Genomic DNA, 23,526 nt, shown 5'->3' with positions numbered 1-23,526 from the left:
GCGGGTGAGAACCTGTCAGAACTTGTCGCGCAGCCCGGCGTTTACCCGGGCTCCTCGCGACCTACTCTCAAAGTATGGGCGGGCCTGGCGACCCACCGGAGGGGACACCCGAGGGCGCTCCCGGAGGTGGCGAGGACGAGTACCGATCCGTCGTGTTCGACGAATCGTTCGTCCGTGCTGCCCGCCTCCAGGAGTTCTCCGCCGAGGAGCGGATGGCCGACCACGCGCCCGCCGTGCGCCGCCGCCCGCCCCTGCACCGCGGCCTCACCCGCCAGCTGCTCGCCCTGTTCGTCCTGATCGCTTTCGCCTTCGGCACCGCGATCTACATGGGCGTCCGCCACCCCTACCAGAGCCCTGGCGCACGGCAGCCCGTCGAGCCGCTGCGGATGACGGTCATCCCGCTCGCCCCGCAGATCGCCGTGCCCGGCACGGCCGACACCGACGCCCTGTACGCGCACAGCCCGGCCGCCCAGTTCCGCCTCGGCGCCGAAGGCATCACGCTGCCCGCCTCCCGGCGCACCGCCCACTTCTCCGACAGCCAGGTCGTCACCGCGCTGACCACGGCCAAGGACTACATCGTGCGGTCCTCGCTCTACCCGGAGGTCCTCACCGGGGACCAGGTGCGTCCGGCGCGGGTGCTGATCGACCCCGACCAGCTGGACCAGTTCGACGAGAGTTTCTCGCACCCCATGGCGGACGGACGGCACGCCCCGACCGGCTGGCTGGTCCGCTTCGACCCGGCCCGCGTCGAGCTCGCCGACCGCAAGGTCCGCGTCCAGGGCACGCTCCAGGCCGCCGAGACCGACGCCGCCACCCTCGAGGTGACCGCCGACCACACCTTCGTCTACGCCCTGCGCCCCAGCGGCGCCGACAGCAAGGCCGCGGCCTCCCTGTTCACCGTCCGCCGCGAGCTGCACTTCCGCTTCGACCGCGAGGACCTGCGCCTGCACCAGACGCAGCTGATCGTCTCCTACGTGCAGGCCGGCCCGCTGTCCTGCACCGACGACTCCACCCACCACCTGCGGCCGCTGCTGGCCGGCCAGACCGCCAGGACCGGCGGCCCGGCCGGCACGGACCCCTACGCCACCGGCAGCGCCACGGCCCTGTGCGGCACCCTGGCGACGAGCGCCCAGCCGAGGGTGTAAGACTCGGCTCGCCCCGCCGTCCCGCGCTCGGGCCTGCTTCGTCGGTCCTGCTTCCTCGCGCCCGCGTGCTCAGTCCTCGTCGCGCGGCGGCGCGTCGGCCGGGGGCTCCTCCGTCGTGGTCCCGTTCCTGGACGTCTGGTCCTTCGGCGGGGTGGCGGCGAAGCCGCCGAAGCCCCGGCGGACCCGGCCGCCCAGGTCGCCCGCGCCGCCCGCGAGGTCCGTGACCAGCTTCATCAGCGGGTCCTTGGACGACTTCACGTGCGTGGCGTAGTGATTGGCCGACTCCCGGAAGGAGTCCGTGACCGACGTGTCCTTGTCCTCGCTGCGCCGCGGGTAGTGCCCGTCCATGAGCCGCTGGTAGTCGCGGGACTCGGCCCACTTCTTCAGCTCGGCGGCCCGCACCGTGGTGAAGGGATGCGAGCGCGGCAGGACGTTCAGGATCTTGAGCACCGAGTCGCGCAGGTCGCCCCCGGCCTCGTACTCCTCGGCCTGCTTGAGGAACGCGTCCACGTTCATCTCGTGCAGGTGGTTGCCACCCGCGATCTTCATCAGGCCGCGCATCGACGCCCGCAGGTCCTGCCCGACGAGCAGGCCGGCCCGGTCCGCGGACAGCTCCGACTTGCGGAACCACTCCCGCAGCGCCGTCACGATCGCCATGATCGCGAGGTTGCCCAGCGGGATCCACGCCACCCGCAGCGCCAGCGTGGTCAGGAACAGCAGGATCGTGCGGTACACGGAGTGACCGGACAGCGCGTGCCCCACCTCGTGGCCGACGACCGCGCGCATCTCCTCCTCGTCGAGCAGCTCGACGAGGCCCGTGGTGACCACGATGATCGGCTCGTCAAGGCCGATGCACATGGCGTTCGGCTGCGGGTCCTGGGTCACGTACATCGGCGGGACCTTCTCCAGGTCCAGGATGTAGCAGGCATCCCGCAGCATGTCGTTCAGGTGCGCGAACTGCTGGTCCGACACCCGCACCGAGTCGGACAGGAACAGCAGCCGCAGGCTCCGCTCGGGCAGCAGCCCGCTCAGCGCCTTGAACACCGTGTCGAAGCCGCTCAGCTTGCGCAGCGCGACCAGCGCGGACCGGTCGGCGGGGTGCTCGTACGCGCGGGAGGAGATCCCCGGGAACCGCCTGCGCTGCCTGCTCGGCACCTTCTCGTGCCCGCTCTGCTGGTGACCGTCGTCGGACATGTCTTCCCCCATGCGCGTGAGAGTGGCCTTTGCGGACCCTTGTACGGCCCTTTGCGCCCCCGAAGCAGGGCCCAGCGTAGGCGGAGTTACGGTGGACGGGCACTACATCGAAGGAGTCCCGCCGTCATGGAGTACCACCCCGCCGCCGCCTGGCTCACCGAGGCCGCGACCGCAGCTCAGCAACAGGGCACGGGGAACCTGCTCAGGATCGTCCTCGTCGTGATGATCCTGGGCTGTGCGCTGACCGCGTGGTTCCTGCTGCGGGGCTACAAGCGGAAAGACGACTGAGCGCCGGCGAAGGTTCCCCGTCGGCGGAGTCGGGGTGATCGCCGCACGGGCCGCCGCTTACGATGGGCCGACGTCTTTATCCCGCCCACACCGGATAGGTCCTGACGAAGATGAGCTTCCACAGCACCGCAGCCCAGTTGGTCACCCTTGCCGCCGAGGGCGAGGAGCACGGCGGCAACCACGAGAGCCTCAGCCCCTACCTCACCGGTGGCAGCGCCTTCTTCATCCTGCTGCTCCTGCTGTGGATCACCACCCGCTTCAACCGCGACCGCTGAGTCACCAAGGGCTCGTACCGGGGCACTGCGGGCCTCCTCCCGCCGGAGCCCTCAGCTCGGGCCGGTAGGGTCTGCACGCATGGGAGAGCAGGACATGCCTACCGGCCCGTCGAACCCCGGCAAGCGCCGCCTCGGCGTGATGGGCGGAACGTTCGACCCGATCCACCACGGGCACCTGGTGGCGGCCAGCGAGGTCGCCGCCCAGTTCCACCTGGACGAGGTCGTCTTCGTCCCGACCGGGCAGCCCTGGCAGAAGAGCCACCGCGCGGTCTCCCCGGCCGAGGACCGCTACCTGATGACGGTCATCGCGACCGCCGAGAACCCCCAGTTCTCGGTGAGCCGCATCGACATCGACCGCGGTGGCCCCACCTACACCGTGGACACCCTGCGTGACCTGCGCGCCCTGAACCCGGACACGGACCTGTTCTTCATCACCGGCGCCGACGCGCTCGGCCAGATCCTCACCTGGCGGGACTCCGAGGAACTGTTCTCCCTCGCCCACTTCATCGGCGTGACCCGTCCCGGGCACAACCTCGCCGACCCCGGTCTGCCGGAGGGCGGCGTCTCGCTCGTGGAGGTTCCCGCACTCGCCATCTCCTCCACGGACTGCCGTGCGAGAGTCGCCAAGGGCGACCCCGTCTGGTATCTGGTGCCCGACGGAGTCGTGCGCTACATCGACAAGCGCGAGCTGTACCGCGGCCAGTGAGCCGAGAGGGGTACCGGTGAACGACCGATACGACGCGGGGTACGGGGGCGACCAGTACGAGCTCGTGGGCTACGACGAGTTCGGCCAGCCGGTCTACCGACCGGTGCCGCCCCGGCAGGACCCGCCCCAGCAGTCCTACGACCCGTACGCCCAGCAGCAGTCCTACGGCTACGACCAGCAGGGCTACCCGCAGCAGGGCGGCCAGGGCGGCTACGACCAGCACGGCGCCCAGGGCTATGACCAGCAGGGTTACGACCAGCAGGGCTACGGGTACGACCCCTACGCCACCGGCCAGCAGCCCCCCACCCGCGCGTACGACCCGTACGACACCGGCCGGCAGGACCCCGTCGGCCAGGCCCCCTACGGCACCGCCCCTCAGTCGGCGCCCGCTCCCGCGTACGACCCCTACGGGCAGGGCGCGACGAGCGGTCGGCAGCCCCGGGCCGAGTCGCGGGTCGCCGAGCAGACCGCCTACATCCCGCAGCAGGCCGGCCCCGCCGCCGACGAGGACGCCCAGCGGTCGCAGGACGCCGACGCACCCCAACGCGAGTACCACACCGAGCAGTTCGCCTTCGTCGAGGACCCCGACGCCGAGTCCGAGGACGTCATCGACTGGCTGAACTTCACCGAGAACCGCACCGAGCGCCGCGAGGAGGCCAAGCGCCGCGCCCGCAGCCGGCTCGTCGCCCTCGTCGTGGTCCTCGCGCTGGTCGCCGTCGCCGGCGTCGGCTACCTCTGGTACGCCGGGAAGCTGCCCGGTCTGTCGTCCTCGTCCGACAAGAAGTCCGGCACCACCGCGGCCCCCGCCGCCCAGAAGCGCGACGTGATCGCGGTCCACCTGCACGACACCTCGGGCGGCGGCACGGCCACTGCCCTGCTCGTCGACAACACCACCACCCGGCAGGGCACCACCGTCCTGCTGCCCAACGCCCTGGTGCTGACCGACGACGACGGCACCACCACGACCCTCGCCAAGTCCGTCGACGACGACGGCTCCTCCGGCACCCGCGAGGCGCTGGACACCGTCCTCGGCACCGACATCCAGGGCACCTGGCGCCTGGACACGCCCTACCTGCAGAACCTCGTCGACCTCGTCGGCACCATCGAGATCGACACCGACACCGACGTCCCCGACCCGGCCGCCAAGAAGAAGGGTGCCGCCCCCCTCGTCCGCAAGGGCGGCAACCAGACCCTCAGCGGCAAGATGGCCGTCGCCTACGCCACCTACCGCGCCGAGGGCGAGGCCCCCAACGCCCAGCTGGAGCGGTTCGGCCAGGTCATGCAGGGCGTGCTGCGCAAGATCTCCTCCGACGCGCAGGCGGCGACGGTCACCGTGCAGACCCTGGCCCAGATCCTCGACCCCTCGCTCACCGACAAGGACCTCGGCACCTTCCTCGCAAAGCTCGCCGACCTCGCCAAGGGCGGCGACTACAAGACCGCCGTCCTCCCGGTGCAGGCCGACGGCACGCTGAGCGCCGAGGCCAGCGCCAGCGTGGTCAAGGACGTCCTCGGCGGCACCGCGAAGAGCCCGGACCGGGACGCCGCGGTCAGCGTCTCCGTGCAGAACGCCAGCGGCCGCAAGGCCGACACCGAGGACGCACGCGTGGTGCTCCTCAACGGCGGCTTCACCTTCGTGGAGGCCGGCACGGCCGCCACGGACCGGGCCACCTCGAAGGTGCTCTACGCGGACGCCGCCGACAAGGAGAACGCCACCGAGGTCGCCAAGACCCTGGGCCTGTCCGCGGGCGTCGTGGCGAAGGGCACCGTCCCCGGCAACGCGGACGTCGCGGTGATCCTGGGCGAGGACTACGAGCCCCAGTCGTCCTAGGGCGACCGGACGGCCGGGGCGATCGCGTGGAAGGCGTGGGCGGCCATGAGACCCTTGGAGTCCAGTGACCGCCTACGGAAAGCCACGCAGTGACCGCCACGGACCGCTCTCTCGAACTCATCAACACGGCCGCCCAGGCGGCGGCCGACAAGCTCGCGCACGACATCATCGCCTACGACGTCAGTGACGTGCTGTCGATCACGGACGCCTTCCTCCTCGCCTCCGCGCCCAACGACCGCCAGGTCAAGGCGATCGTGGACGAGATCGAGGAGCGGCTCTCGAAGGACCTCGGCGCCAAGCCGGTGCGCCGCGAGGGCGACCGCGAGGCCCGCTGGGTCCTGCTCGACTACGTCGACATCGTCGTCCACGTCCAGCACAGCGAGGAGCGTGTCTTCTACGCCCTGGAGCGGCTGTGGAAGGACTGCCCCGAACTCGAACTGCCCGAGGACGCCCGCGCGACCCGCGGCAAGGCGGAGGAGCACGCCAAGCTCCAGGCCGCCGAGGACGCCGACCGGCCGGGCGGTGAGTGGTGATGGGCGCCACGGGTGAGGTGAGCGACCGCAAGGGCCGGGGCCGCCGCGTCATCCTGTGGCGCCACGGCCAGACCGCCTGGAACGTGGAGCGCCGCTTCCAGGGCACCACCGACGTCGCGCTGACCGAGACCGGCGTGGCCCAGGCCCGCCGCGCGGCCCGGCTGCTGGCCTCCCTCGGCCCCGACGCGATCGTCTCCTCCGACCTGTCGCGCGCCGCGGACACGGCCGCCGAGCTGGCCGCGCTGACCGGCCTGGACGTGACCCACGACGAGGCGCTGCGCGAGACGTACGCGGGCGTGTGGCAGGGGCTCACCCACGAGGAGATCGTGGCCCGTCACGGCGAGGAGTACGCCGCGTGGAAGCGCGGCGAGCCGGTGCGCCGCGGCGGCGGCGAACTGGAGACCGAGGTGGCCGACCGCGCCGCCCCCGTCGTGCTGCGGCACGCCGAGAAGCTGCCCGACGACGGCACCCTCGTGGTGGTCAGCCACGGCGGCACCATCCGCACCACCATCGGCCGGCTGCTCGGCCTGGACGCGCACAGTTGGGAGAGCCTGGGCGGCCTGTCCAACTGCTGCTGGTCGGTCCTCGGCGAGGGCGCCCGCGGCTGGCGCCTGCTCGAGCACAACGCCGGCACGCTGCCCGAGCCGGTCCTCGGCGACGACGACTGAGCGGCCCGTGACGGCAACGGGCCCGGATTTCACTTTCCGGCAGGTCACAGGCTAAAGTTCTTCTTGTTCGCCCGCCGAGCGGGAAGAACGCGGGGCTATAGCTCAGTTGGTAGAGCGCCTGCATGGCATGCAGGAGGTCAGGAGTTCAATTCTCCTTAGCTCCACAGATCGACCGGATCGACACTCTGTTGAGTTGTCAAAGATCAGTGGTCGTAGAACGACACATGAGGATCCCGTCCCGGCAGGGGCGGGATCTTTTCATTGCCCCGCCCGCGCCCCGCCGCACAGGCGCCGCAGCAGGTCCGTGCGCCGCTCGGTCTCCTCGTCGTCCGGCGTGTAGACGACGATCCGGCACTCGGGCATCCCGTCGACCGACAGCGACAGGGACGTCATCCGCAGCTCGCCCACCGTCGCGTGCCGGAAGACCTTCACGCGGCGGCCCCGCTCCGCCACGTCACCGGCCTGCCACAGCCGCGCGAACTCGGGGCTCGCCGCCGACAGCCGGGATATGAACTCCTCCCAGGACGGCTCCCCGGCGTGCAGTCCGTACGCCGCCCGCAGGGTCGCCACCATCATCGGCAGCTCCGTCTCCCGGAACATCAGCGGGCAGCGCTCCTCCGGCACGGTGAACAGCGTCCACAGCGCGTTCCTCGGGGTGCTGGGGCCGCCGCCGTCCAGGAACAGGTCGCGGTAGACCTGGTTGGCGGCCAGGATGTCGTAGCGCGCGTTGTAGACCACCGCCGGGCGCGGCACGAGCGCGTCGATGACGCCCTGGACCTCGGGCCCCACGCTCAGGGCCGGCGGCCCCTGCACCGGCGTGTACGGGACCTCCGCCAGGTGGTACAGGTGCTCCCGCTCGGGCGTGTCCAGCCGCAGCGTGCGCGCCACGGCGTCCAGCACCTGCGCCGAGGCGTTGATCGGCCGACCCTGCTCCAGCCACGTGTACCAGGTCACCCCCACGCCCGAGAGCTGGGCGACCTCCTCGCGGCGCAGGCCCGGCGTCCGCCGCCGGAATCCCGGTGGCATCCCCACGTCCGCCGGTGTCACCCTCGCCCGCCTGCCCCGCAGGAAGGCCGCCAGCTCGGTCCGGCGCCGCTGTGTCGTCCGCATCGCCACGTCCCCCATCGCCGCGTCCCGCATCGCTACGGTTCCCATCCGCACGTCCCCCATCGTCACGTCCATGGTCGAAGCCCCTCCCCGTTCCTGCCAGGTGCTGTCAGTACCAGCATCAGCGGGCACTCGGCACCCGTATCGAGGTCTCGTCACGCTCGACGGCATGACGACCACACCCCGAACGGGTCCCGTCCCGGCGCCCGCTCCGATCGCTACTCACAGTGAAAACCCCACCACTGACAACGGCCCCCGGCGGCTCCTCGCCGTCGTGCTCGCGGCCCAGTTCATGGCCCTGCTCGACGTCTTCATCGTGAACGTCGCCGCCCCCACCATCGGTTCCGACCTGCACGCCTCGGGCGCCGACCTGCAACTCGTCGTGGCCGGCTACGCCATCGCCTACTCCGTGCTGCTGATCACCGGGGCCCGGCTCGGCGACCGGTTCGGGCACGGCCGGGTCCACCTCGTCGGCCTCGCCCTGTTCACCACCGCCTCGCTGGCCTGCGGCCTGGCCCAGGGCGTCACCGAGCTGATCGCCTTCCGGCTGGTGCAGGGCGCCGGCTCGGCGGTGATGATCCCGCAGGTGCTCAGCCTGATCCAGCGATCCTTCACCGGCGAGGCCCGGATGCGGGCGCTGGGCGCCTACTCGGCGGTCCTGGCCGTCGGCGCGGCGGCCGGGCAGGTGATCGGCGGCCTGCTGGTCAGCGCCGACCTGCTGGGCACCGGCTGGCGGCCGGTGTTCCTGGTCAACGTGCCCGTGGGCCTGGTCCTGCTGGTCCTCGGCCGCCGGGTGCTGCCCCGGGGCGGCGGCGTCGAGTCGGCGCGCGGCCTGGACGGCCCCGGCCTGGTCCTGCTCGGCGCGGCCGTGTCGCTGGTCACCGTGCCGCTCGTGCTCGGCCAGGAGGAGGACTGGCCGCTGTGGTCCTGGCTGTCCCTGGCGGCCGGCGCGGTCGTGTTCGCGCTGTTCTGCCGTTACGAGGCCCGGCTGGCCCGGCGCGGCGGCGCCCCGCTGATCGCGCCCCGGGTGCTGCGCCACCCCGGCATGGGCCTGGCCGTGCTGCGCATCGGCGCGGTCATGGCGGTCAACGGCGGCTTCCTGTTCGTGCTCACCCTGCACGTCCAGGGCGGCCTCGGGTACAGCGCGCTGCGGGCCGGCCTGACCTTCGCGCCTACCGCGGCCGTGTTCGGTGTGGTCGGGCTCACCTGGCGCCGCTGGCCCGCGGTCTGCCAACGCCTCCTGATCCCCGGCGGGTTCACCCTCACCGCGCTGTCCGTGGCCGGCGTCGGCCTCGCCCTGCGCCACGGCAGCCACGGCGGCGCCTGGGTCTACCTCGCCTACACGGGCGTCGGCGCGGGGCTCGCCCTCGCCTTCAGTCCGACGCTGACCCGGGCCCTCGCCGGGGTGCGGCCCGAGGACGCCGCCGACGCCAGCGGACTGCTCGCCACGGTGACGCAGCTCGGCCAGCTGATCGGTGTGGCGGCCTTCGGCACACTGTTCTTCAACCGGCTTGAGTCACTCGGGGTCCGGCAGGCGTATACCTCTGCGGACGCGCTGATGACCTGCATGTCCGCGCTCGCGGCGACGGCCGCCCTGGGTGCCGTGTCCGGACTGGTACTGAGGCGTCGCTGACCGTATTGGCCCGGCCGTGGCAGAATCAAACGGCCGGAAGGGGGCGCGGCCCGACGGGAGGGAGTAGCGATGCCTGCGAGCATCCTCGAGGAGGGCGGTCACCTCCTCGACGGGGGACCGACACGGGACACGGTCACCCGGCTCAGCTGCCCTTCCTGCGGTTCCGCCCACGTGGCCCAGGTTCTCGGGGACAACGGCGGTGTCTCGTACGTGTGCACGTCCTGCGGCCACAGCTGGAGCTGATCGATGGGTGCACACAGGCGGAAGTGCGACTGGTGCGGGAGCGGCAACCCGATCGTCCGGGACATGGAGCCGGTCAATCCCGACTACCAGTACTGGTGCGAGGAATGCGCGCGGGCGCTGATCATAAAAGGCGACCCCATCGAGACGTACCGCGAACTCGAGGGCGAGCCGATCTACGGACGCCTCCTGGAGGAGCACTGCACGCTCAAGCGGTTCTACTCGTTCGTGACGGCCTAGTCGGCCGCGCGAACAGGGGGAAGCCGGGTGGTCCGGACCCGGCGAAACCGATTTGGTGTTCCACCCCCCGGACCGTGTAATGTTGGCGTCGCCGCCAGGGAGACCGGGCGGACAAGCCGGAAACGCGGTTCGGCCGCGTGGCGCAAGGGGCTATAGCTCAGTTGGTAGAGCGCCTGCATGGCATGCAGGAGGTCAGGAGTTCAATTCTCCTTAGCTCCACAGTTGGTGAAGGCGGGTCATCGTGAGATGGCCCGCCTTCGTCGTGTCCGCACGCGTACGCGCGCACGCGTGGCCGGAAACGACGGCGGGCCGCCCCCCGGACTGGAGCGGCCCGCCGTACGCGCGCGTGGCGCGTCAGCGGCCCAGGGCGCGTCGGCCGCGGCCCTGGGAGAGCACGGGGAGGTTGCGGGACGGCGCCTGTCCGCGGGTGTCCTCCTCGATGCGCAGGGCGAGCGCCGGGCAACGGCGCACCGCGCGCAGCGCCTTGGCCTCGGCGTAGCGCGGCACGTTGGCCTGGGCGACCGTGGGGAAGCCGTCGGCGCCCAGCTGGAAGACCTCCGGCAGGATGTCGGCGCACAGGCCGTGGCCGCGGCACAGGGTCCAGTCGACGAAGATCTTCTGGCGGCTGGGGCCGTTCTCCTCGGCCTCGGCGCCGCCCGGGATGCCCGTGGGCGCCCTGCCCCCCTCGAAGAGCGGGAGAACGCCCTCCACGGGCCGTCCGCAGCCGTTCCCGAGGACATGGGCGGCCAGGTCGTCGGTGAAGGCCTTGATCGTCGACTCCAGGAACATCGCGGAGCCGTCGGGGTGGGAGCACGCGCCGCGCCGCTTGACGTTCTTGGCGACCTGCTTGAGCGCTTCGAGGGCGGCGGGGCCGCCGCCGTTGAGGATGTCCTCCATGCCGCGCGCGGCGGCCGGCAGGCCCAGGTAGCAGGGGCCGCACTGGCCCGCGCTCTCCTCCGCCAGCCACTGCGCCACGCGCAGCGACTCGCCGAGCGGGCAGGTCTCCTGGGTGATCGGCAGGATGGCGCCGGCGCCCAGCGAACCGCCCACCGCGTCCAGGGAGTTGCGGGAGATCACCGCCTCGTTGACGGTGGCCGCGTCGATCCACTTGCCGTGGTAGCCGCCGGTCAGCACGCCCTGGGGGACCGGTGGGGCGCCGGCCAGCTGCAGGACGTAGCGCAGCGGCACGCCCGTGGGGACCTCGATCACCATGGGCCGGGCGACGGCTCCCGAGACGGTGAGCATCACGGTGCCGGGCTCGTCGTACAGGCCGGTGTTGCCGTAGCGCTCGGGGCCGATGCGGGCGGCGATGGCGAGCTGCGCGAACGTTTCCGCGTTGGACAGCAGGGTCGGCGCGCCGCCCACGCCGTTCTGCGAGGCGCTGGTCTTGCGGCCGGGCGGGATGGCGGGGCCGCCGTCGATCGAGCGGACCAGCGACGCGGCGGCTCCGGTGACCATGCGCACCGGGTTGCGCTGCACGAAGGCGCGCAGCGCGGAGCGGCGGGTGTTGCTCAGGCCGCGCTCGGCGAGCGCCGCCTCCATGGAGCGCTGGGTGGACTCACGGGTGACCCCCACCACGAGCGTGCGGGCACCGAGCGCCTCGGCGCACAGCAGGGCGCCGTCCAGGATGAGGTGCGGGGCACGGTTGATGAGCACCGTGTCCTTGCGGCAGGCCGGTTCGTCCTCACTGCCGTTGATGACGACGACCGGCCGGACGCCGCGCTTGATCGCCGCGTCCGCGACGGACCGCAGCTTCTTGTGGAAGGGGAAGCCCGCCCCGCCGCGGCCCCTGAGGTTGATGCGCTCGGCGAGCTGGGCGAGTTTCTCGCCGCCGATCGGTTCGAGCGGCCCGTGCACCTTCAGGTGCATGGGCAGGTCGAGTCGTTCCACAAGGTCGAAGCCCGACGTGAGTTGCGGAAGACCGACCACGCGGACTTCCGGGACGTCGGGCAGGGCCTCGTTCACCTATAGCCTCCGGAAGGCGTGTTCCAAGGTTCGCCCGTACCCGGCGCGTCGAAGGACGCCCCGGGGGATGGTTCATTGGCGGGACCGCTGTTGTACGTGTCATTCGTGTTGTACGTGCCGTACCGGGTGTTCGTCTCACCGGTGTCGTACATGTCACGTCCGCCGTATCCGGCCGCGCCCGGATTGCCGTAGACCGGGATGGTGTATCCGGTGTCCTGGAGCGGGTCGTACGCCGACGGGGGCGCCTCGCCGACCGGCGGCGGCGACGGGATCGGCCAGCTGCCGGAGGTGCTGCCGCCGGAGTCGACCCGCGGGACCGCCTCCGTGGCCTGAAGGTCGAACGGCACGTCCATGCGGGCCGTCTGGTCTGTGTACGGCTGCTGCCCGCGCGGGGGCGTGGCCACGGCGCGGTAGGCGGCCGCGAAGCCGTCCGCCGGCCCCGGTTCCGGGGTGCCGAACAGCGACGACGCCGGGGACCCCACGCGCGTGGACGCCGTGTCGGCGCGGCCGCCGCGGCTCTCGTAGCCGGGCAGCGCGGAGCCGCTCTCGGCGGCCCGGGCGCGGCTGTCCTGGAGCTCCTCGCGCGCGGAGCGCTCCTCGCTGCCGATCACCGCGGCGATGCGGTCGGCCACCCGGCGCTTGAACGGGCGCGGGGCGGCGCGCAGGGCGAGCGCGCCGATGACGCCGACCAGGCACAGCTCGTAGGCGAACATGAAGAACGGCTTGGCGGCACGGCCCGCGAACAGGCCGTGGATCAGCGCGGCACACAGGGCGGGGTAGGCCAGCATGTGCATCGCGCGCCAGCGCGCCGCCACGGGGGCGGGCGAGGCGAACTGGTTGCGCAGCGCGCCGGTGACACCGACGAAGACCATGAGCAGGGCCGCCAGGGAGCCCAGGCCGATCAGTCCGCCGCTGCCCTCGACCCCCAGGCTGAACGGGATCAGCGCGGCGATCAGGACGGTGTGCTCCAGGGTCAGCTTGATGGTGATGTGGATCAGGAGGAACGCGATCGAGGCGACGGCGGTCACCCGGTGGATGCCCTGCGCCACGATCCGCTGGCGCGTGTTGAGGATGAGCCGGTCCTGCGCGACGAGTCCCCAGATCACCGACGAGGTGAGGCTGACCAGGGACAGCACGCCCGCCCCGAAGTCGAGGAACCGCTGGAGCCAGTTGCCTCCGAGCAGGACGACCACGGGTATGAGCAGCAGGACGACAGCCGTCGCCACCCCGTAGGCCGATCGGCCCGGCCTGGGGAGCGAGGTGGTACTACGACGAGGGTTCATGGGGGCAACTCCGAAGCGGTTCGGGAAAGCGGTCCCGCTGCCGAACTGTAAGTGGCGCCATACCGATCAGTAGGAGGTTTGGGTCATTGCGATGTCATCCATGGGCGGCGCGCCGGTTCTGGTGTCCTTTAGCGGCTGTTACGCGAAGTAATCCGTGACCTGGGTCCAGCAGTCCTCCCCGAGAGCGACGTGTCTCCCAGGCATACGCAAGCGCGTCGCAGCTTGCTCAAGGGCTGCGGTACCCTAGCGCCATGCGTGCCGTACGCCTTCTGCTTAGCGGGCCGCGCTGATCAGTCCCGACCACCGCACGGATCGTGGTCGGCATCGGCGCGGCATCCCCTCCTGTGCGAGGGGATTTTTCGTTTCTAGAACGCACAGCCGCCGGCAGAGACGATCGATGGAGCTTTGAGGATCATGAGCGAGACGAACTCCGCTGCCCCCGCAGAGGTGGCCGCGCCGCACCGCTACACGGCGGCCCTGGCCGCCGACATCGAGGCACGCTGGCAGGACTTCTGGGATGCCGAGGGAACGTACGCCGCGCCCAACCCGAAGGGTGACCTGGCGGGGGATCCGGAGCTGGTCGCCAAGCCCAAGAAGTTCATCATGGACATGTTCCCGTACCCCTCGGGTGCGGGCCTGCACGTCGGCCACCCGCTGGGCTACATCGCCACCGACGTCTACGCGCGCTTCCAGCGCATGACCGGCCACAACGTCCTGCACACCCTGGGCTTCGACGCCTTCGGCCTGCCCGCCGAGCAGTACGCCGTGCAGACCGGCACGCACCCGCGCGTGTCCACCGAGGCCAACATCGAGAACATGAAGGCCCAGCTGCGCCGGCTGGGCCTGGGCCACGACAAGCGCCGGTCGTTCGCCACGATCGACCCGGACTACTACAAGTGGACCCAGTGGATCTTCCTGCAGATCTTCGACTCCTGGTACGACCAGGAGGCCGGCCGGGCCCGCCCGATCACCGAGCTGGTCGCCCAGTTCGCGTCCGGTGAGCGCGCCGTCCCGAGCGCCGACGGCTCCCCGCGCGCGTGGAGCGAGCTGAGCGCCGTCGAGAAGGCCGACGTCCTGGGCGAGTACCGGCTGGCGTACGCCTCCGACGCGCCGGTCAACTGGTGCCCCGGCCTGGGCACCGTGCTGGCCAACGAGGAGGTCACCGCCGACGGCCGCTCCGAGCGCGGCAACTACCCGGTCTTCAAGGCCAAGCTGCGCCAGTGGAACATGCGCATCACCGCCTACGCCGACCGGCTGCTGGAGGACCTGGAGGAGCTGGACTGGCCCGAGGCCATCAAGCTGCAGCAGCGCAACTGGATCGGCCGCAGCGAGGGCGCCCGCGTCGACTTCCCGATCGACGGCGAGCGCATCACCGTCTTCACCACCCGCCCGGACACCCTGTTCGGCGCGACCTACATGGTGCTGGCCCCCGAGCACCCGCTGGTCGAGAAGTTCACCGCGGACACCTGGCCCGAGGGCACGCGCGAGGCATGGACCGGCGGCCACGCCACGCCCGCCGAGGCCGTCGCCGCCTACCGCGCGCAGGCCGCCTCGAAGTCCGACGTCGAGCGGCAGGCCGAGGCCAAGGACAAGACCGGCGTCTTCATCGGCGCCTACGCCACCAACCCGGTCAACGGCGAGCGGGTCCCGGTCTTCATCGCCGACTACGTCCTGATGGGCTACGGCACCGGCGCGATCATGGCCGTCCCGGCCCACGACACCCGGGACTTCGCGTTCGCGCGCGCCTTCGAACTGCCGATCCGCTGTGTCGTCGGGCCGACCGACGGCCGCGGCACGGACACCTCCACGTGGGACGACGCCTTCGTCTCCTACGACGCGACGATCGTCAACTCCGCCCGGGAGGACGTCTCCCTGGACGGCCTGGGCGTCGTGGAGGCCAAGGCGCGCGTCACCGAGTGGCTGGAGCGCCGGGGCATCGGCGAGGGCACCGTCAACTTCCGCCTGCGCGACTGGCTGTTCAGCCGCCAGCGCTACTGGGGCGAGCCCTTCCCGATCGTCTACGACGAGGACGGCGTCGCCCACGCGCTGCCCGAGTCGATGCTGCCGCTGGAGCTGCCCGAGGTCGAGGACTACAGCCCGCGCACCTTCGACCCGGACGACGCCGACACCCAGCCCGAGACGCCGCTGTCGCGCAACGAGGACTGGGTCGACGTCACCCTGGACCTGGGCGACGGCCCCAAGCGGTACCGCCGCGAGACCAACACCATGCCCAACTGGGCCGGTTCCTGCTGGTACGAGTTCCGCTACCTGGACCCGCACAACGCCGAGCAGCTGGTCGACCCCGAGATCGAGCAGTACTGGATGGGCCCGCGGGAGGGCCTGCCGCACGGCGGTGTCGACCTGTACGTCGGCGGCGCCGAGCACGCCGTGCTGCACCTGCTGTACGCGCGCTTCTGGTCCAAGGTCCTGTACGACCTGGGGCACGTCTCCTCCGCGGAGCCGTTCCACAAGCTGTACAACCAGGGCATGATCCAGGCCTACGTCTACCGCGACAGCCGCGGCATCGCCGTGCCGGCCGCCGAGGTCGAGGAGCGCGACGGCGCCTACTACTACGAGGGCGAGAAGGTCAGCCGCCTGCTGGGCAAGATGGGCAAGTCCCTGAAGAACGCGGTGACCCCGGACGAGATCTGCGCCGAGTACGGCGCGGACACCCTGCGCCTGTACGAGATGGCGATGGGCCCGCTGGACGTCTCCCGGCCCTGGGACACGCGCGCGGTCGTCGGCCAGTTCCGGCTGCTGCAGCGGCTGTGGCGCAACGTCGTCGACGAGGCCACCGGCGAGCTGACGGTCGTCGACGCCGAGCCCGACGAGGACACGCTGCGCGCCCTGCACAAGGCCATCGACGGGGTGCGCGGCGACCTGGAGGGCATGCGGTTCAACACCGCCATCGCCAAGATCACCGAGCTGAACAACCACCTGACCAAGGCCGGCGGTGCCGTCCCGCGGTCCGTCGCCGAGGACCTGGTGCTGCTGGTCGCCCCGCTGGCCCCGCACATCGCCGAGGAGCTGTGGCGCAAGCTGGGCCACACCGGCTCCGTCGTCCACCAGGACTTCCCGGTGGCCGACCCGGCCTACGTGGTGGACGAGTCCGTGACCTGCGTCGTGCAGATCAAGGGCAAGGTCAAGGCGCGGCTGGAGGTGCCGCCGTCCATCTCCGAGGAGGAGCTGGAGAAGGCGGCGCTGGCCGACGAGGCCGTCGTCAAGGCGCTGGGCGGCGCGGACATCCGCAAGGTGATCGTGCGGGCGCCGAAGCTGGTGAACATCGTCCCGGCGTGACGGGCTGCGCGCACCGGGGGGCTGAGCGTCCGGTGTGAACCGGGCGTGCTGCGCATCCGGCGTGCTGTGCAACCGGCATGCTGCGCGCCCTGCGCGAACCAGGCGTCCGGGCGTCCGGGGCGTCCCCTACGGGGCGGGCCGGGGTCTTCTGCGGGCAGGTTCGGGGTTCATATGGAACTTCGAACCTGCCCCTGCCGTTTACCGTGGGAGAGGACAGCGGTGTGCGCCACGACGCCCGCGCCGCGCCAGGACCGAGGAGGAGCACGTGGAAGCAGTGATCAGTGTCCTCGCCGTGCTCTTCCTGTTTTTCGTGGCCCTCGGCACCTACGCCACGATCAAGGCGGTCGGCGCGGCCAAGCGCGGGGTGGACCGCACCCTCACCCAGGCCCGCCGCACCGTGGAGGACCACACCCTGCGGGCCAAGTCCTTCGCCCAGTTCGGGCCGGCCGCCGAGATCGCCCAGCTCCGGCTGAAGCTGCGCACCTCGATGCGCGCCACCCAGGACACCCTGCACGCGGGCGCCGTCGACGACGAGTCCCTCAAGGAGTCCCTCGGCCTCTTCCGGCGCCTGAGCGCGCACGGTCACGAGCTGGACGAGGAGCTCAAGCGCCTCGAGGCCGAACCGGACCGGGCGACGCTCGTCGAGCGACTGCCCGGGCTGCGCGAGCGCGCCGAGCGGATCACCGAGTCCGCGGACAACCTGCGCTGGGCGGCCCGCGACCGCGCCCGCCGGTTCGCCGACGACGATCTGGACACCCTCAGTGCGCAGATCGACATGGAGACGGGCGCGCTGCGCCACTGGACCACCGCCGATCCCGGCCCCGCCGCCGCGGCCTCCACGACGTCCGCGGGATCCCCGGGCGCCACGGGACCGTCCGCGCAGGCACCTCCGCCGTGGCCCGAGGCCCCCGCCGCCGGCCCCTCGACCGACAGCCGGACCTGGCCCGACCAGCAGGGCACGCGTGCGGACCAGGAAGCGGACCGGCCCGCTATCACCCCGCCGGCACCGCGTCCCACTTACCCTTGGCAGAAGAAACCGCGCCCCGAGAGCACCACTTGATCCGGTCAAGGGCTGTCAAGCCCTGAGGGGCCGGACTGCCCCCCGCACGCTACGGCAGGTAACCTCCAGCTCATGTCCCGCCATGTCGCGATCGTCACGGATTCAACGGCCTACCTGCCGCAGCGGACGATGGAGCGCCACGGCATCACCGCGGTCCCGCTGACGGTGGTCCTGGGCGACCAGGCATTCGAAGAGGGCACCGAGATCACGACCCGCTCCTTGGCGCAGGCACTCCAGAAGCGACGCTCCGTCACCACCTCGCGGCCCAGTCCCCAGCAGTTCGCCGAGACCTACCGCGAGGTCGCCGCCTCCGGTGCCACGGGCATCGTCTCCCTGCACCTGTCAGCGGAGCTGTCGGGCACCTACGACGCGGCGGTGGTCGCCGCCCGCGAGGCGCCCGTGCCGGTGCGGGTGGTCGACACCGGCATGGTCGCCATGGCCCTGGGGTTTTGCGCGCTCGCCGCGGCCGAGACGGCGGAGGCGGGCGGCACGGTGGACGAGGCGGTCACGACCGCGGAGAAGCGGGCCGCCGGCACCTCCGCCTACTTCTACGTCGACACCCTCGAATACCTCCGCCGCGGTGGACGCATCGGCACGGCCCAGGCCCTACTGGGTTCCGCGCTCGCGGTGAAACCGCTGCTCCAGCTGGAGAACGGCCGCATCGACCTGCTGGAGAAGGTGCGCACGGCGTCCCGGGCGATCGCGCGGCTGGAGGAACTGGTCGCCGACCGGGCGGGCAGCGCACCCGTGGACATCGCCGTCCACCACCTGGCCGCGCCCGACCGTGCCTCGGCCCTCGCCGAACGGCTGCGGACGCGGGTGCAAGGGCTGGCCGACCTGCACGTGAGTGAGATCGGCGCGGTGATCGGCGCGCACACCGGGCCGGGGCTGCTGGGGGTCGTCGTCTCACCGCGGTGAGCGACACGCCGGTCATGGCGGGTGTCGCGCGGCTCGCTTCAAGCGCGGTTTCACCCGTGAGAGTGACGGAGTTGTCCACAACCGGGGCGCCGTCCACGGAAATTGAGCAAGATCATCGCGAATCGGCGATGTGTTCCACGCTCGTCGCATGGCTCTTCGATCACGCACCGTCAGCACCACCGCGACCAGCGGCCCCGGCCGGCAGCCCGGCTCCGACGGCCGCACCCGCCACCGCCGCACCCCGGTCCGGGGCCGCACCGCCACGACGCGACCCCGGCAGGCCTCGGCGGACGAACTCCGCCGACGGGCGCGGGTGCTCTTCGCCGAACGGGACGGTGACGGACGGCAACCGCCGGACGGGGCGACGGGGAGGGGCGCCGGTCCAGGTCCGGGCTCGGGCCCGGGCACGGACGCGGGCACAGGCACAGGCACAGGCATCGGTCCGCGGACGGACCACGGGGGCGTCGACACCACGGGCGTCGGCGGGTCCCTGACCGACACCGGCCCCGTCGCCACCCACGGCATGGACAGCTGGCGGGAGCGGGCGGGGTTCGCGGTGCGGGAGCGGATGCCGTTGTGGATGCAGACGCGGTACGGGCTGGAGCGGCGCAGCGTGCTGGCGCTCGCCGTCGTGCTCGTCGTCGCGGCCGCCTTCGCCGTCCAGCACTTCTGGAGCGGGCGCACCCAGACCGTGTCGGCGCCCGAAGTGGTGCGGGCGGTGGCGCCCTATGGCAAGGCGTCCGCCGAACCCACCGCCTCGGCGACCGGAGCGGCGGCCGGACCGCCGTCGGCCCCGGGGGCCAGCGCCTCGCCCGAGATCGTGGTGGACGTCAGCGGCAAGGTGAGGAAGCCGGGGATCCATCGCCTCCCGGCTGGTTCACGGGTGGCGGACGCCCTGCGGGCGGCCGGTGGGGTACGGCCGGGGACGAACACCGACGGCCTCAACCGCGCCCGGTTCCTCGTGGACGGGGAACAGGTGGCGGTGGGGATCACGGGAGCGGCGCCGGGACCCCCGGGGGGCGCGGGTACAAGCGGCGCGGCCGGCGCGGGCGGAGTCGGCGGGGCCGGTGTGGGAGCCGCGCCCGGGGCCCCGATCTCGCTCAGCACGGCGACGGCCGAGCAGCTCGACACCCTGCCCGGGGTGGGGCCCGTGCTCGCCCAGCACATCGTCGACTACCGCACCCGGCACGGCGGTTTCCGTTCGGTCGACGAACTGCGCGAGGTCAACGGCATCGGCGACCGCCGCTTCGCCGACCTGCGGAACCTCGTACGGCCATGAGCACGGACACGGGTACGGGCACGAGCGGGAGCCGAGGCGGCGGGATCCCGCACCCCGATCACGGCCCGGTGGACCTCCGCACGGTGCCGCTCGCGCTGTCCGCGTGGGCGACCGCTGCACTCACGCTCGACGCGGCTGCCGGGGTGGTCGCCGGGCTGGTGGTGGGCTGCCTGGTGGTGGCAGGGGTGTTGCTGACGCGAGGACGCGGGGCCGATTCGTCGGGGAGAGGTGGGAACGGTCGCCCAGGCCGCCGGCGCAGGCGTTCCTGGTCGCGCGTGACCGTGGCCGGGATGCTGTTGTGCGTGGCCGCGGCTGCGGCGTCGGCCGCTCTGCACGGGGCGGACCTCCGGCGGGGGCCGGTTCCGGGGCTGGCCCGCGAGTTCGCCGGGGTGAGCGCCGAGGTGGAGCTGACCGGTGATCCGCGGTTGAGCCGGCCGAGGATCAGCGGGGACCACATGATGCCGGACTCGGTGCTGGTCGACGCGCGGGTGCGCCGGGTGGAGGTGCCGGGCGGGAGCGAGGTCGCGACGCGGACACCGGTGCTGCTCGTGGTGGACGCGGGGCGGCGGGGGAGGTCCGGGGCCGAGGGGGCGGGCTCGCGGAGCCCGGAGGAGTCGCCGTGGCTGGGGCTGCTGCCGTCGACGCGGGTGCGGGTGCACGGCCGGCTGGCGCCCGCCACCACCGGCGGGGACCGGTTTGCGGCGGTGCTGCGGGTCAGGGACCGGGCGGCGCCGTCGGTGGTGCGGGAGGCGTCGGCGGCGCAGCGGCTGGCGGGGCGGTTGCGGGCGGGGCTGCGCGAGGCCACCGACGGGCTTCCCGGGGACGCGCGGGCGCTGCTGCCGGGCCTGGTCGTCGGGGACACCGGACGGATCACACCCGAGCTGGACGAGGCGTTCAAGGAGACGGACCTCGCCCACACGCTGGCCGTGTCCGGCAGCAACCTCACGATCATCCTCGCCCTGCTGATCGGACCGCCGGGACTGGCCCAACAGGTCGAGCGGCGCGGTCTGGCACCCCGGCTCGGGATCTCGCTGCGGTCGACGGCCGTGCTCGGCGGGGTGCTCACGCTCGGCTTCGTCGTGGTGTGCCGGCCCGATCCGAGCGTGGTGCGGGCGGCCGCCTGCGGGGCGGTCGTGCTGCTGGCCCTGGCGACCGGTCGGCGCAGATCGTTGATCCCGGCGCTCGCGACGGCGGTGTTGTTGCTGGTGCTGTACGACCCGTGGCTGGCCCGGAGTTACGGCTTCCTGCTGTCGGTGCTGGCCACCGGCGCGCTGCTGACGCTGGCGCCGCGCTGGAGCGAGGCGTTGCGCCGGCGGGGGGTGCCGGGGCGGCTCGCGGAGGCGCTGGCGGCCGCCGGGGCGGCGCAGGTCCTGTGCGCGCCGGTCGTCGCGGTGCTGTCGGCGCGGGTGAGCCTGGTCGCGGTGCCGTGCAACCTGCTGGTGGAGTTCGCGGTCGCACCGGCCACGGTGCTCGGGTTCGCGGCCCTGGCGACGGCGCCGGTGGCGATGCCGCCGGCCGAGGCGCTGGCGTGGTGCGCCGGCTGGCCGGCCACGTGGATCGCCAAGGTCGCCCGCACCGGGGCGGCGCTGCCGGGCAGCGGGGTGGACTGGCCGGGCAGCTGGACCGGGGCGCTGCTGCTGGCGCTCGTCACGGTGGGGGTGCTGGTGGCCGGACGCAGGCTGCTCGGGCACCCGTGGCTGTGCGCGGCGTGCGGGCTGCTGCTCCTGCTGGTGGTGGTGCAGCCGCCGCCGTTGACGAGGGTGATCACGGGCTGGCCCCCGCCGGGGTGGCGGTTCGCGATGTGTGACGTGGGGCAGGGCGACGCCACGGTACTGGCGGCCGGGCCGGGCACCGGGGTGGTCGTCGACGCGGGCCCCGATCCGGAGTTGGTGGACCGGTGCCTGACGGCGCTCGGGATCACCCGGATCCCGCTGCTGGTGCTGACGCACTTCCACGCCGACCACGTGGCCGGGTTGCCCGGGGTGTTGCGGGGGCGGTCGGTGGGGGCGATCGAGACGACGGCGCTGGCGGAGCCCGAGGACCAGGTGGAGTTCGTCCGGAAGGAGGCGGGGAGCCGGGGGGTGCCGCTGGTCACGGCCGCGGCCGGCGAGCGGCGGCGGCTCGGGGCGCTGGACTGGCAGGTGCTCTGGCCACCCCCGTCCCCACCCCTGCCCCCGTCCCCACCCTCACCCCCACCCCCACTCCCGTCCTCGCCCCCGAGCCGCCCTTCGCCCCTGAGCTCGGGCCCGCCCCCGGGCACGAGTCAGAGCCCGAGTCAGAGCCCGATCCCGATTCCGGGCCCGGCCCTGGAAGGCCCCAACGACGCCAGCGTGACCCTGCTGGTCAGGACCGCGGGGCTGCGGGTGCTGCTGCTCGGGGACCTCGAACCCCCGGCCCAGCAGGCGCTGTTGCGGTCGCCGGCGGCCGGGCTGCTGGGCGGGGTGGACGTGCTGAAGGTGGCGCACCACGGCTCGGCCTACCAGGACCCGGAGCTGATACGGGTCGTGGCGCCGAGACTGGCGTTGATCTCGTGCGGTGCGGACAACGCGTACGGGCACCCTGCTCCGAGCACGGTCGCGGCGCTGCGGGCCGGGGGCGCGGTGGTGCTGCGGACGGACCGGGACGGGGCGTTGGCGGTCAGCGGGGAGGGAGGGGACCTGCGGGTGGCCGTGGGTTGAGGAGGCGGGAGAGCAGGCGGGAGACTGGCCGCATGGATTCCGCACAGGTTGATGCCTATCTGCGTCGCATCGGGGTCGAGCGACCCGCGAGGCCCACCGCCGACGCCCTGCGCGAGCTGCACCTGCGCCACCTGCGCAGCGTGCCGTTCGAGAACCTCTCGATCCACCTCGGCGAGGAGATCGTGCTGGACGAGGAACGGCTGGTGGACAAGGTGGTGGCCGCGGGCCGGGGTGGCTTCTGCTACGAGGTGAACGGGGCGTTCGGGGCGCTGTTGGGCGCGCTCGGGTACGAGGTCGCTCTGCTCGCGGGGCGGGTGTTCGGCGAGGGCCGGCTCGGGGTGCCGTACGACCACATGGCGCTGCGGGTGCGGGCGGTGGACGGGAGCGAGTGGCTGGCGGACGTGGGGTTCGGGGCGCACAGCCACCTTCCGCTGGTGTTCGGGGAGAGGGGGGAGCAGGTCGATCCGGGCGGGGTCTTCCGGATCGTGGAGGCGGGGGAGGCGGGGGACCTGGACGTCGTCCGGGACGGCGGGCCCGAGTACCGGCTGGAGGTGCGGCCCCGTGAGCTGGGGGACTTCGTGGCCGGCGCGTGGTGGCACCGGACGTCGCCGGAGTCGCACTTCACGCGGTCGTTGGTGTGTTCGAGGGTCACGGAGGACGGGGGGAGGGCGACGTTGAGCGGGCGGCGGCTGAAGGTGACGCGGGGGGACGGGGCCGTCGAGGAGCGGGAGTTGGCGGCGGACGAGGAGGTGCTGGCGGCGTACCGGGAGTGGTTCGGGATCGTGCTGGACCGGGTGCCCGTGGTGCGGGAAGCCGGGCGGCAGGGCGGGGCGGGCTGAGCGGGAGAATGGGGGCGTGAGTGACGTGAGACATGTGCTGGTGCTGCCGGACCGGGATGCCGCGGACGAGGCGGTGGAGGCGTTGCGGGAGCGGTTCGGGGTGCGGGAAGAGCTGAGGGTGGTGCGCGACGCGTTGGCGGGGGAGGACGACGCGGAGGACGCGCAGTGGCTGGTGCCGGTGCGGGACGCGGAGGAGCGGCTGGAGGCGGCCGAGCTGGACGCGCTCGCGAGCGAGTGGGAGGGGTGGCGCGAGGAGCCCTGAGCGGGGCGTGCCCGGGCAGGCCGGTGACCGCGCGGGCTGCTGCGCAGGCTGCGCGGCCGGCAGGGGAACGGCTCGGGCTCGCTGTCGG

21 protein-coding genes and 2 tRNA genes are annotated in these 23,526 nt (G+C 72.6%); 19 read left to right on the top strand and 4 right to left on the bottom strand.

Features of this window, described 5'->3' with window-relative positions:
• Nucleotides 1-74 precede the first annotated feature (74 nt).
• Nucleotides 75-1,145: an SCO2583 family membrane protein gene (locus tag E4U91_RS11865; RefSeq protein ID WP_137306824.1), complete on the top strand. Its 1,071-nt coding sequence runs from the start codon at nucleotides 75-77 to the stop codon at nucleotides 1,143-1,145.
• A 69-nt stretch (nucleotides 1,146-1,214) separates the two neighbouring features.
• Here the strand turns inward: E4U91_RS11865 and E4U91_RS11860 are convergent, their stop codons facing one another.
• Nucleotides 1,215-2,339: a M48 family metallopeptidase gene (locus E4U91_RS11860; RefSeq protein WP_137306823.1), complete on the bottom strand. Its 1,125-nt coding sequence runs from the start codon at nucleotides 2,337-2,339 to the stop codon at nucleotides 1,215-1,217.
• A 126-nt stretch (nucleotides 2,340-2,465) separates the two neighbouring features.
• Between E4U91_RS11860 and E4U91_RS38070 the strand changes: the two genes are divergently transcribed.
• The 7 genes from E4U91_RS38070 to E4U91_RS11835 all read left to right on the top strand — a co-directional run bounded on the left by E4U91_RS38070 (nucleotide 2,466) and on the right by E4U91_RS11835 (nucleotide 6,801).
• Complete coding sequence (locus tag E4U91_RS38070) at nucleotides 2,466-2,627, top strand: hypothetical protein (protein ID WP_168218104.1); 162 nt, start codon at nucleotides 2,466-2,468, stop codon at nucleotides 2,625-2,627.
• A 110-nt stretch (nucleotides 2,628-2,737) separates the two neighbouring features.
• Nucleotides 2,738-2,902, top strand: a complete 165-nt coding sequence (locus E4U91_RS38065; RefSeq protein ID WP_168218103.1) for a hypothetical protein — start codon at nucleotides 2,738-2,740, stop codon at nucleotides 2,900-2,902.
• 79 nt (nucleotides 2,903-2,981) lie between these two features.
• The gene (gene nadD, locus E4U91_RS11855; protein WP_067241178.1) at nucleotides 2,982-3,608 is read left to right on the top strand and encodes a nicotinate-nucleotide adenylyltransferase; all 627 of its coding nucleotides are present in this window, start codon (nucleotides 2,982-2,984) and stop codon (nucleotides 3,606-3,608) included.
• Nucleotides 3,609-3,624: 16 nt separating this feature from the next.
• On the top strand, nucleotides 3,625-5,436 hold the full coding sequence (locus E4U91_RS11850) for an LCP family protein (protein WP_137306822.1): 1,812 nt from the start codon (nucleotides 3,625-3,627) through the stop codon (nucleotides 5,434-5,436).
• 89 nt (nucleotides 5,437-5,525) lie between these two features.
• Nucleotides 5,526-5,969, top strand: coding sequence for a ribosome silencing factor (gene rsfS / locus E4U91_RS11845; RefSeq protein WP_137306821.1), 444 nt, complete (start codon nucleotides 5,526-5,528; stop codon nucleotides 5,967-5,969).
• Complete coding sequence (locus tag E4U91_RS11840) at nucleotides 5,969-6,637, top strand: histidine phosphatase family protein (RefSeq protein ID WP_137306820.1); 669 nt, start codon at nucleotides 5,969-5,971, stop codon at nucleotides 6,635-6,637. Before rsfS ends, E4U91_RS11840 begins: the two co-directional genes overlap by 1 nt.
• 91 nt (nucleotides 6,638-6,728) lie before the next feature.
• Nucleotides 6,729-6,801 (top strand) — tRNA-Ala (locus tag E4U91_RS11835).
• A gap of 94 nt (nucleotides 6,802-6,895) precedes the next feature.
• Here E4U91_RS11835 and E4U91_RS11830 read toward each other — a convergent pair.
• Complete coding sequence (locus tag E4U91_RS11830; protein WP_137310778.1) at nucleotides 6,896-7,747, bottom strand: helix-turn-helix transcriptional regulator; 852 nt, start codon at nucleotides 7,745-7,747, stop codon at nucleotides 6,896-6,898.
• Nucleotides 7,748-7,913: 166 nt separating this feature from the next.
• Here E4U91_RS11830 and E4U91_RS11825 point away from each other — a divergent pair, with 166 nt between their 5' ends.
• From E4U91_RS11825 to E4U91_RS11810, 4 genes are all read left to right on the top strand, one after another.
• Nucleotides 7,914-9,377: an MFS transporter gene (locus E4U91_RS11825; RefSeq protein WP_137306819.1), complete on the top strand. Its 1,464-nt coding sequence runs from the start codon at nucleotides 7,914-7,916 to the stop codon at nucleotides 9,375-9,377.
• 69 nt (nucleotides 9,378-9,446) lie between these two features.
• Nucleotides 9,447-9,620 (top strand): hypothetical protein, encoded by a 174-nt coding sequence (locus tag E4U91_RS11820; RefSeq protein WP_137306818.1) that lies wholly within the window; start codon nucleotides 9,447-9,449, stop codon nucleotides 9,618-9,620.
• A 3-nt stretch (nucleotides 9,621-9,623) separates the two neighbouring features.
• Nucleotides 9,624-9,857, top strand: coding sequence for a hypothetical protein (locus E4U91_RS11815; RefSeq protein WP_067241185.1), 234 nt, complete (start codon nucleotides 9,624-9,626; stop codon nucleotides 9,855-9,857).
• A gap of 146 nt (nucleotides 9,858-10,003) precedes the next feature.
• Nucleotides 10,004-10,076: transfer RNA gene (locus E4U91_RS11810), tRNA-Ala, on the top strand.
• 135 nt (nucleotides 10,077-10,211) lie between these two features.
• Here E4U91_RS11810 and E4U91_RS11805 read toward each other — a convergent pair.
• Nucleotides 10,212-11,822 (bottom strand): NADH-quinone oxidoreductase subunit NuoF family protein, encoded by a 1,611-nt coding sequence (locus E4U91_RS11805; RefSeq protein WP_137306817.1) that lies wholly within the window; start codon nucleotides 11,820-11,822, stop codon nucleotides 10,212-10,214.
• Nucleotides 11,819-13,048 (bottom strand): ferric reductase-like transmembrane domain-containing protein, encoded by a 1,230-nt coding sequence (locus E4U91_RS11800; RefSeq protein WP_137306816.1) that lies wholly within the window; start codon nucleotides 13,046-13,048, stop codon nucleotides 11,819-11,821. The genes E4U91_RS11805 and E4U91_RS11800 overlap by 4 nt, the downstream gene beginning before the upstream one ends.
• Nucleotides 13,049-13,519: 471 nt before the next feature.
• On the opposite strand from E4U91_RS11800, the gene leuS reads away from it, so the two are divergent.
• The 7 genes from leuS (at nucleotide 13,520) to E4U91_RS11765 (ending at nucleotide 23,438) form a co-directional block, all read left to right on the top strand.
• Nucleotides 13,520-16,402: a leucine--tRNA ligase gene (leuS, locus tag E4U91_RS11795; RefSeq protein WP_137306815.1), complete on the top strand. Its 2,883-nt coding sequence runs from the start codon at nucleotides 13,520-13,522 to the stop codon at nucleotides 16,400-16,402.
• Nucleotides 16,403-16,667: 265 nt separating this feature from the next.
• A complete protein-coding gene (locus E4U91_RS11790) occupies nucleotides 16,668-17,462 on the top strand; it encodes a hypothetical protein (protein WP_137306814.1) in 795 nt (264 codons plus the stop codon).
• Nucleotides 17,463-17,534: 72 nt separating this feature from the next.
• The gene (locus E4U91_RS11785; RefSeq protein ID WP_137306813.1) at nucleotides 17,535-18,380 is read left to right on the top strand and encodes a DegV family protein; all 846 of its coding nucleotides are present in this window, start codon (nucleotides 17,535-17,537) and stop codon (nucleotides 18,378-18,380) included.
• 148 nt (nucleotides 18,381-18,528) lie between these two features.
• On the top strand, nucleotides 18,529-19,659 hold the full coding sequence (locus E4U91_RS11780; protein WP_137306812.1) for a ComEA family DNA-binding protein: 1,131 nt from the start codon (nucleotides 18,529-18,531) through the stop codon (nucleotides 19,657-19,659).
• Nucleotides 19,656-22,337: a ComEC/Rec2 family competence protein gene (locus E4U91_RS11775; protein WP_137306811.1), complete on the top strand. Its 2,682-nt coding sequence runs from the start codon at nucleotides 19,656-19,658 to the stop codon at nucleotides 22,335-22,337. The genes E4U91_RS11780 and E4U91_RS11775 overlap by 4 nt, the downstream gene beginning before the upstream one ends.
• 32 nt (nucleotides 22,338-22,369) lie before the next feature.
• Nucleotides 22,370-23,176: an arylamine N-acetyltransferase family protein gene (locus tag E4U91_RS11770; RefSeq protein WP_137306810.1), complete on the top strand. Its 807-nt coding sequence runs from the start codon at nucleotides 22,370-22,372 to the stop codon at nucleotides 23,174-23,176.
• Between the two features lie 16 nt (nucleotides 23,177-23,192).
• The gene (locus E4U91_RS11765; protein WP_137306809.1) at nucleotides 23,193-23,438 is read left to right on the top strand and encodes a hypothetical protein; all 246 of its coding nucleotides are present in this window, start codon (nucleotides 23,193-23,195) and stop codon (nucleotides 23,436-23,438) included.
• Nucleotides 23,439-23,526 lie beyond the last annotated feature (88 nt).

Origin of the sequence: Streptomyces lasalocidi, from assembly GCF_005280215.1 — a bacterium.
Lineage (GTDB): Bacteria > Actinomycetota > Actinomycetes > Streptomycetales > Streptomycetaceae > Streptomyces > Streptomyces longwoodensis.
The sequence above is the reverse complement of the archived record's forward strand: the minus strand, read 5'-3'. Positions and strand labels throughout refer to the sequence as shown.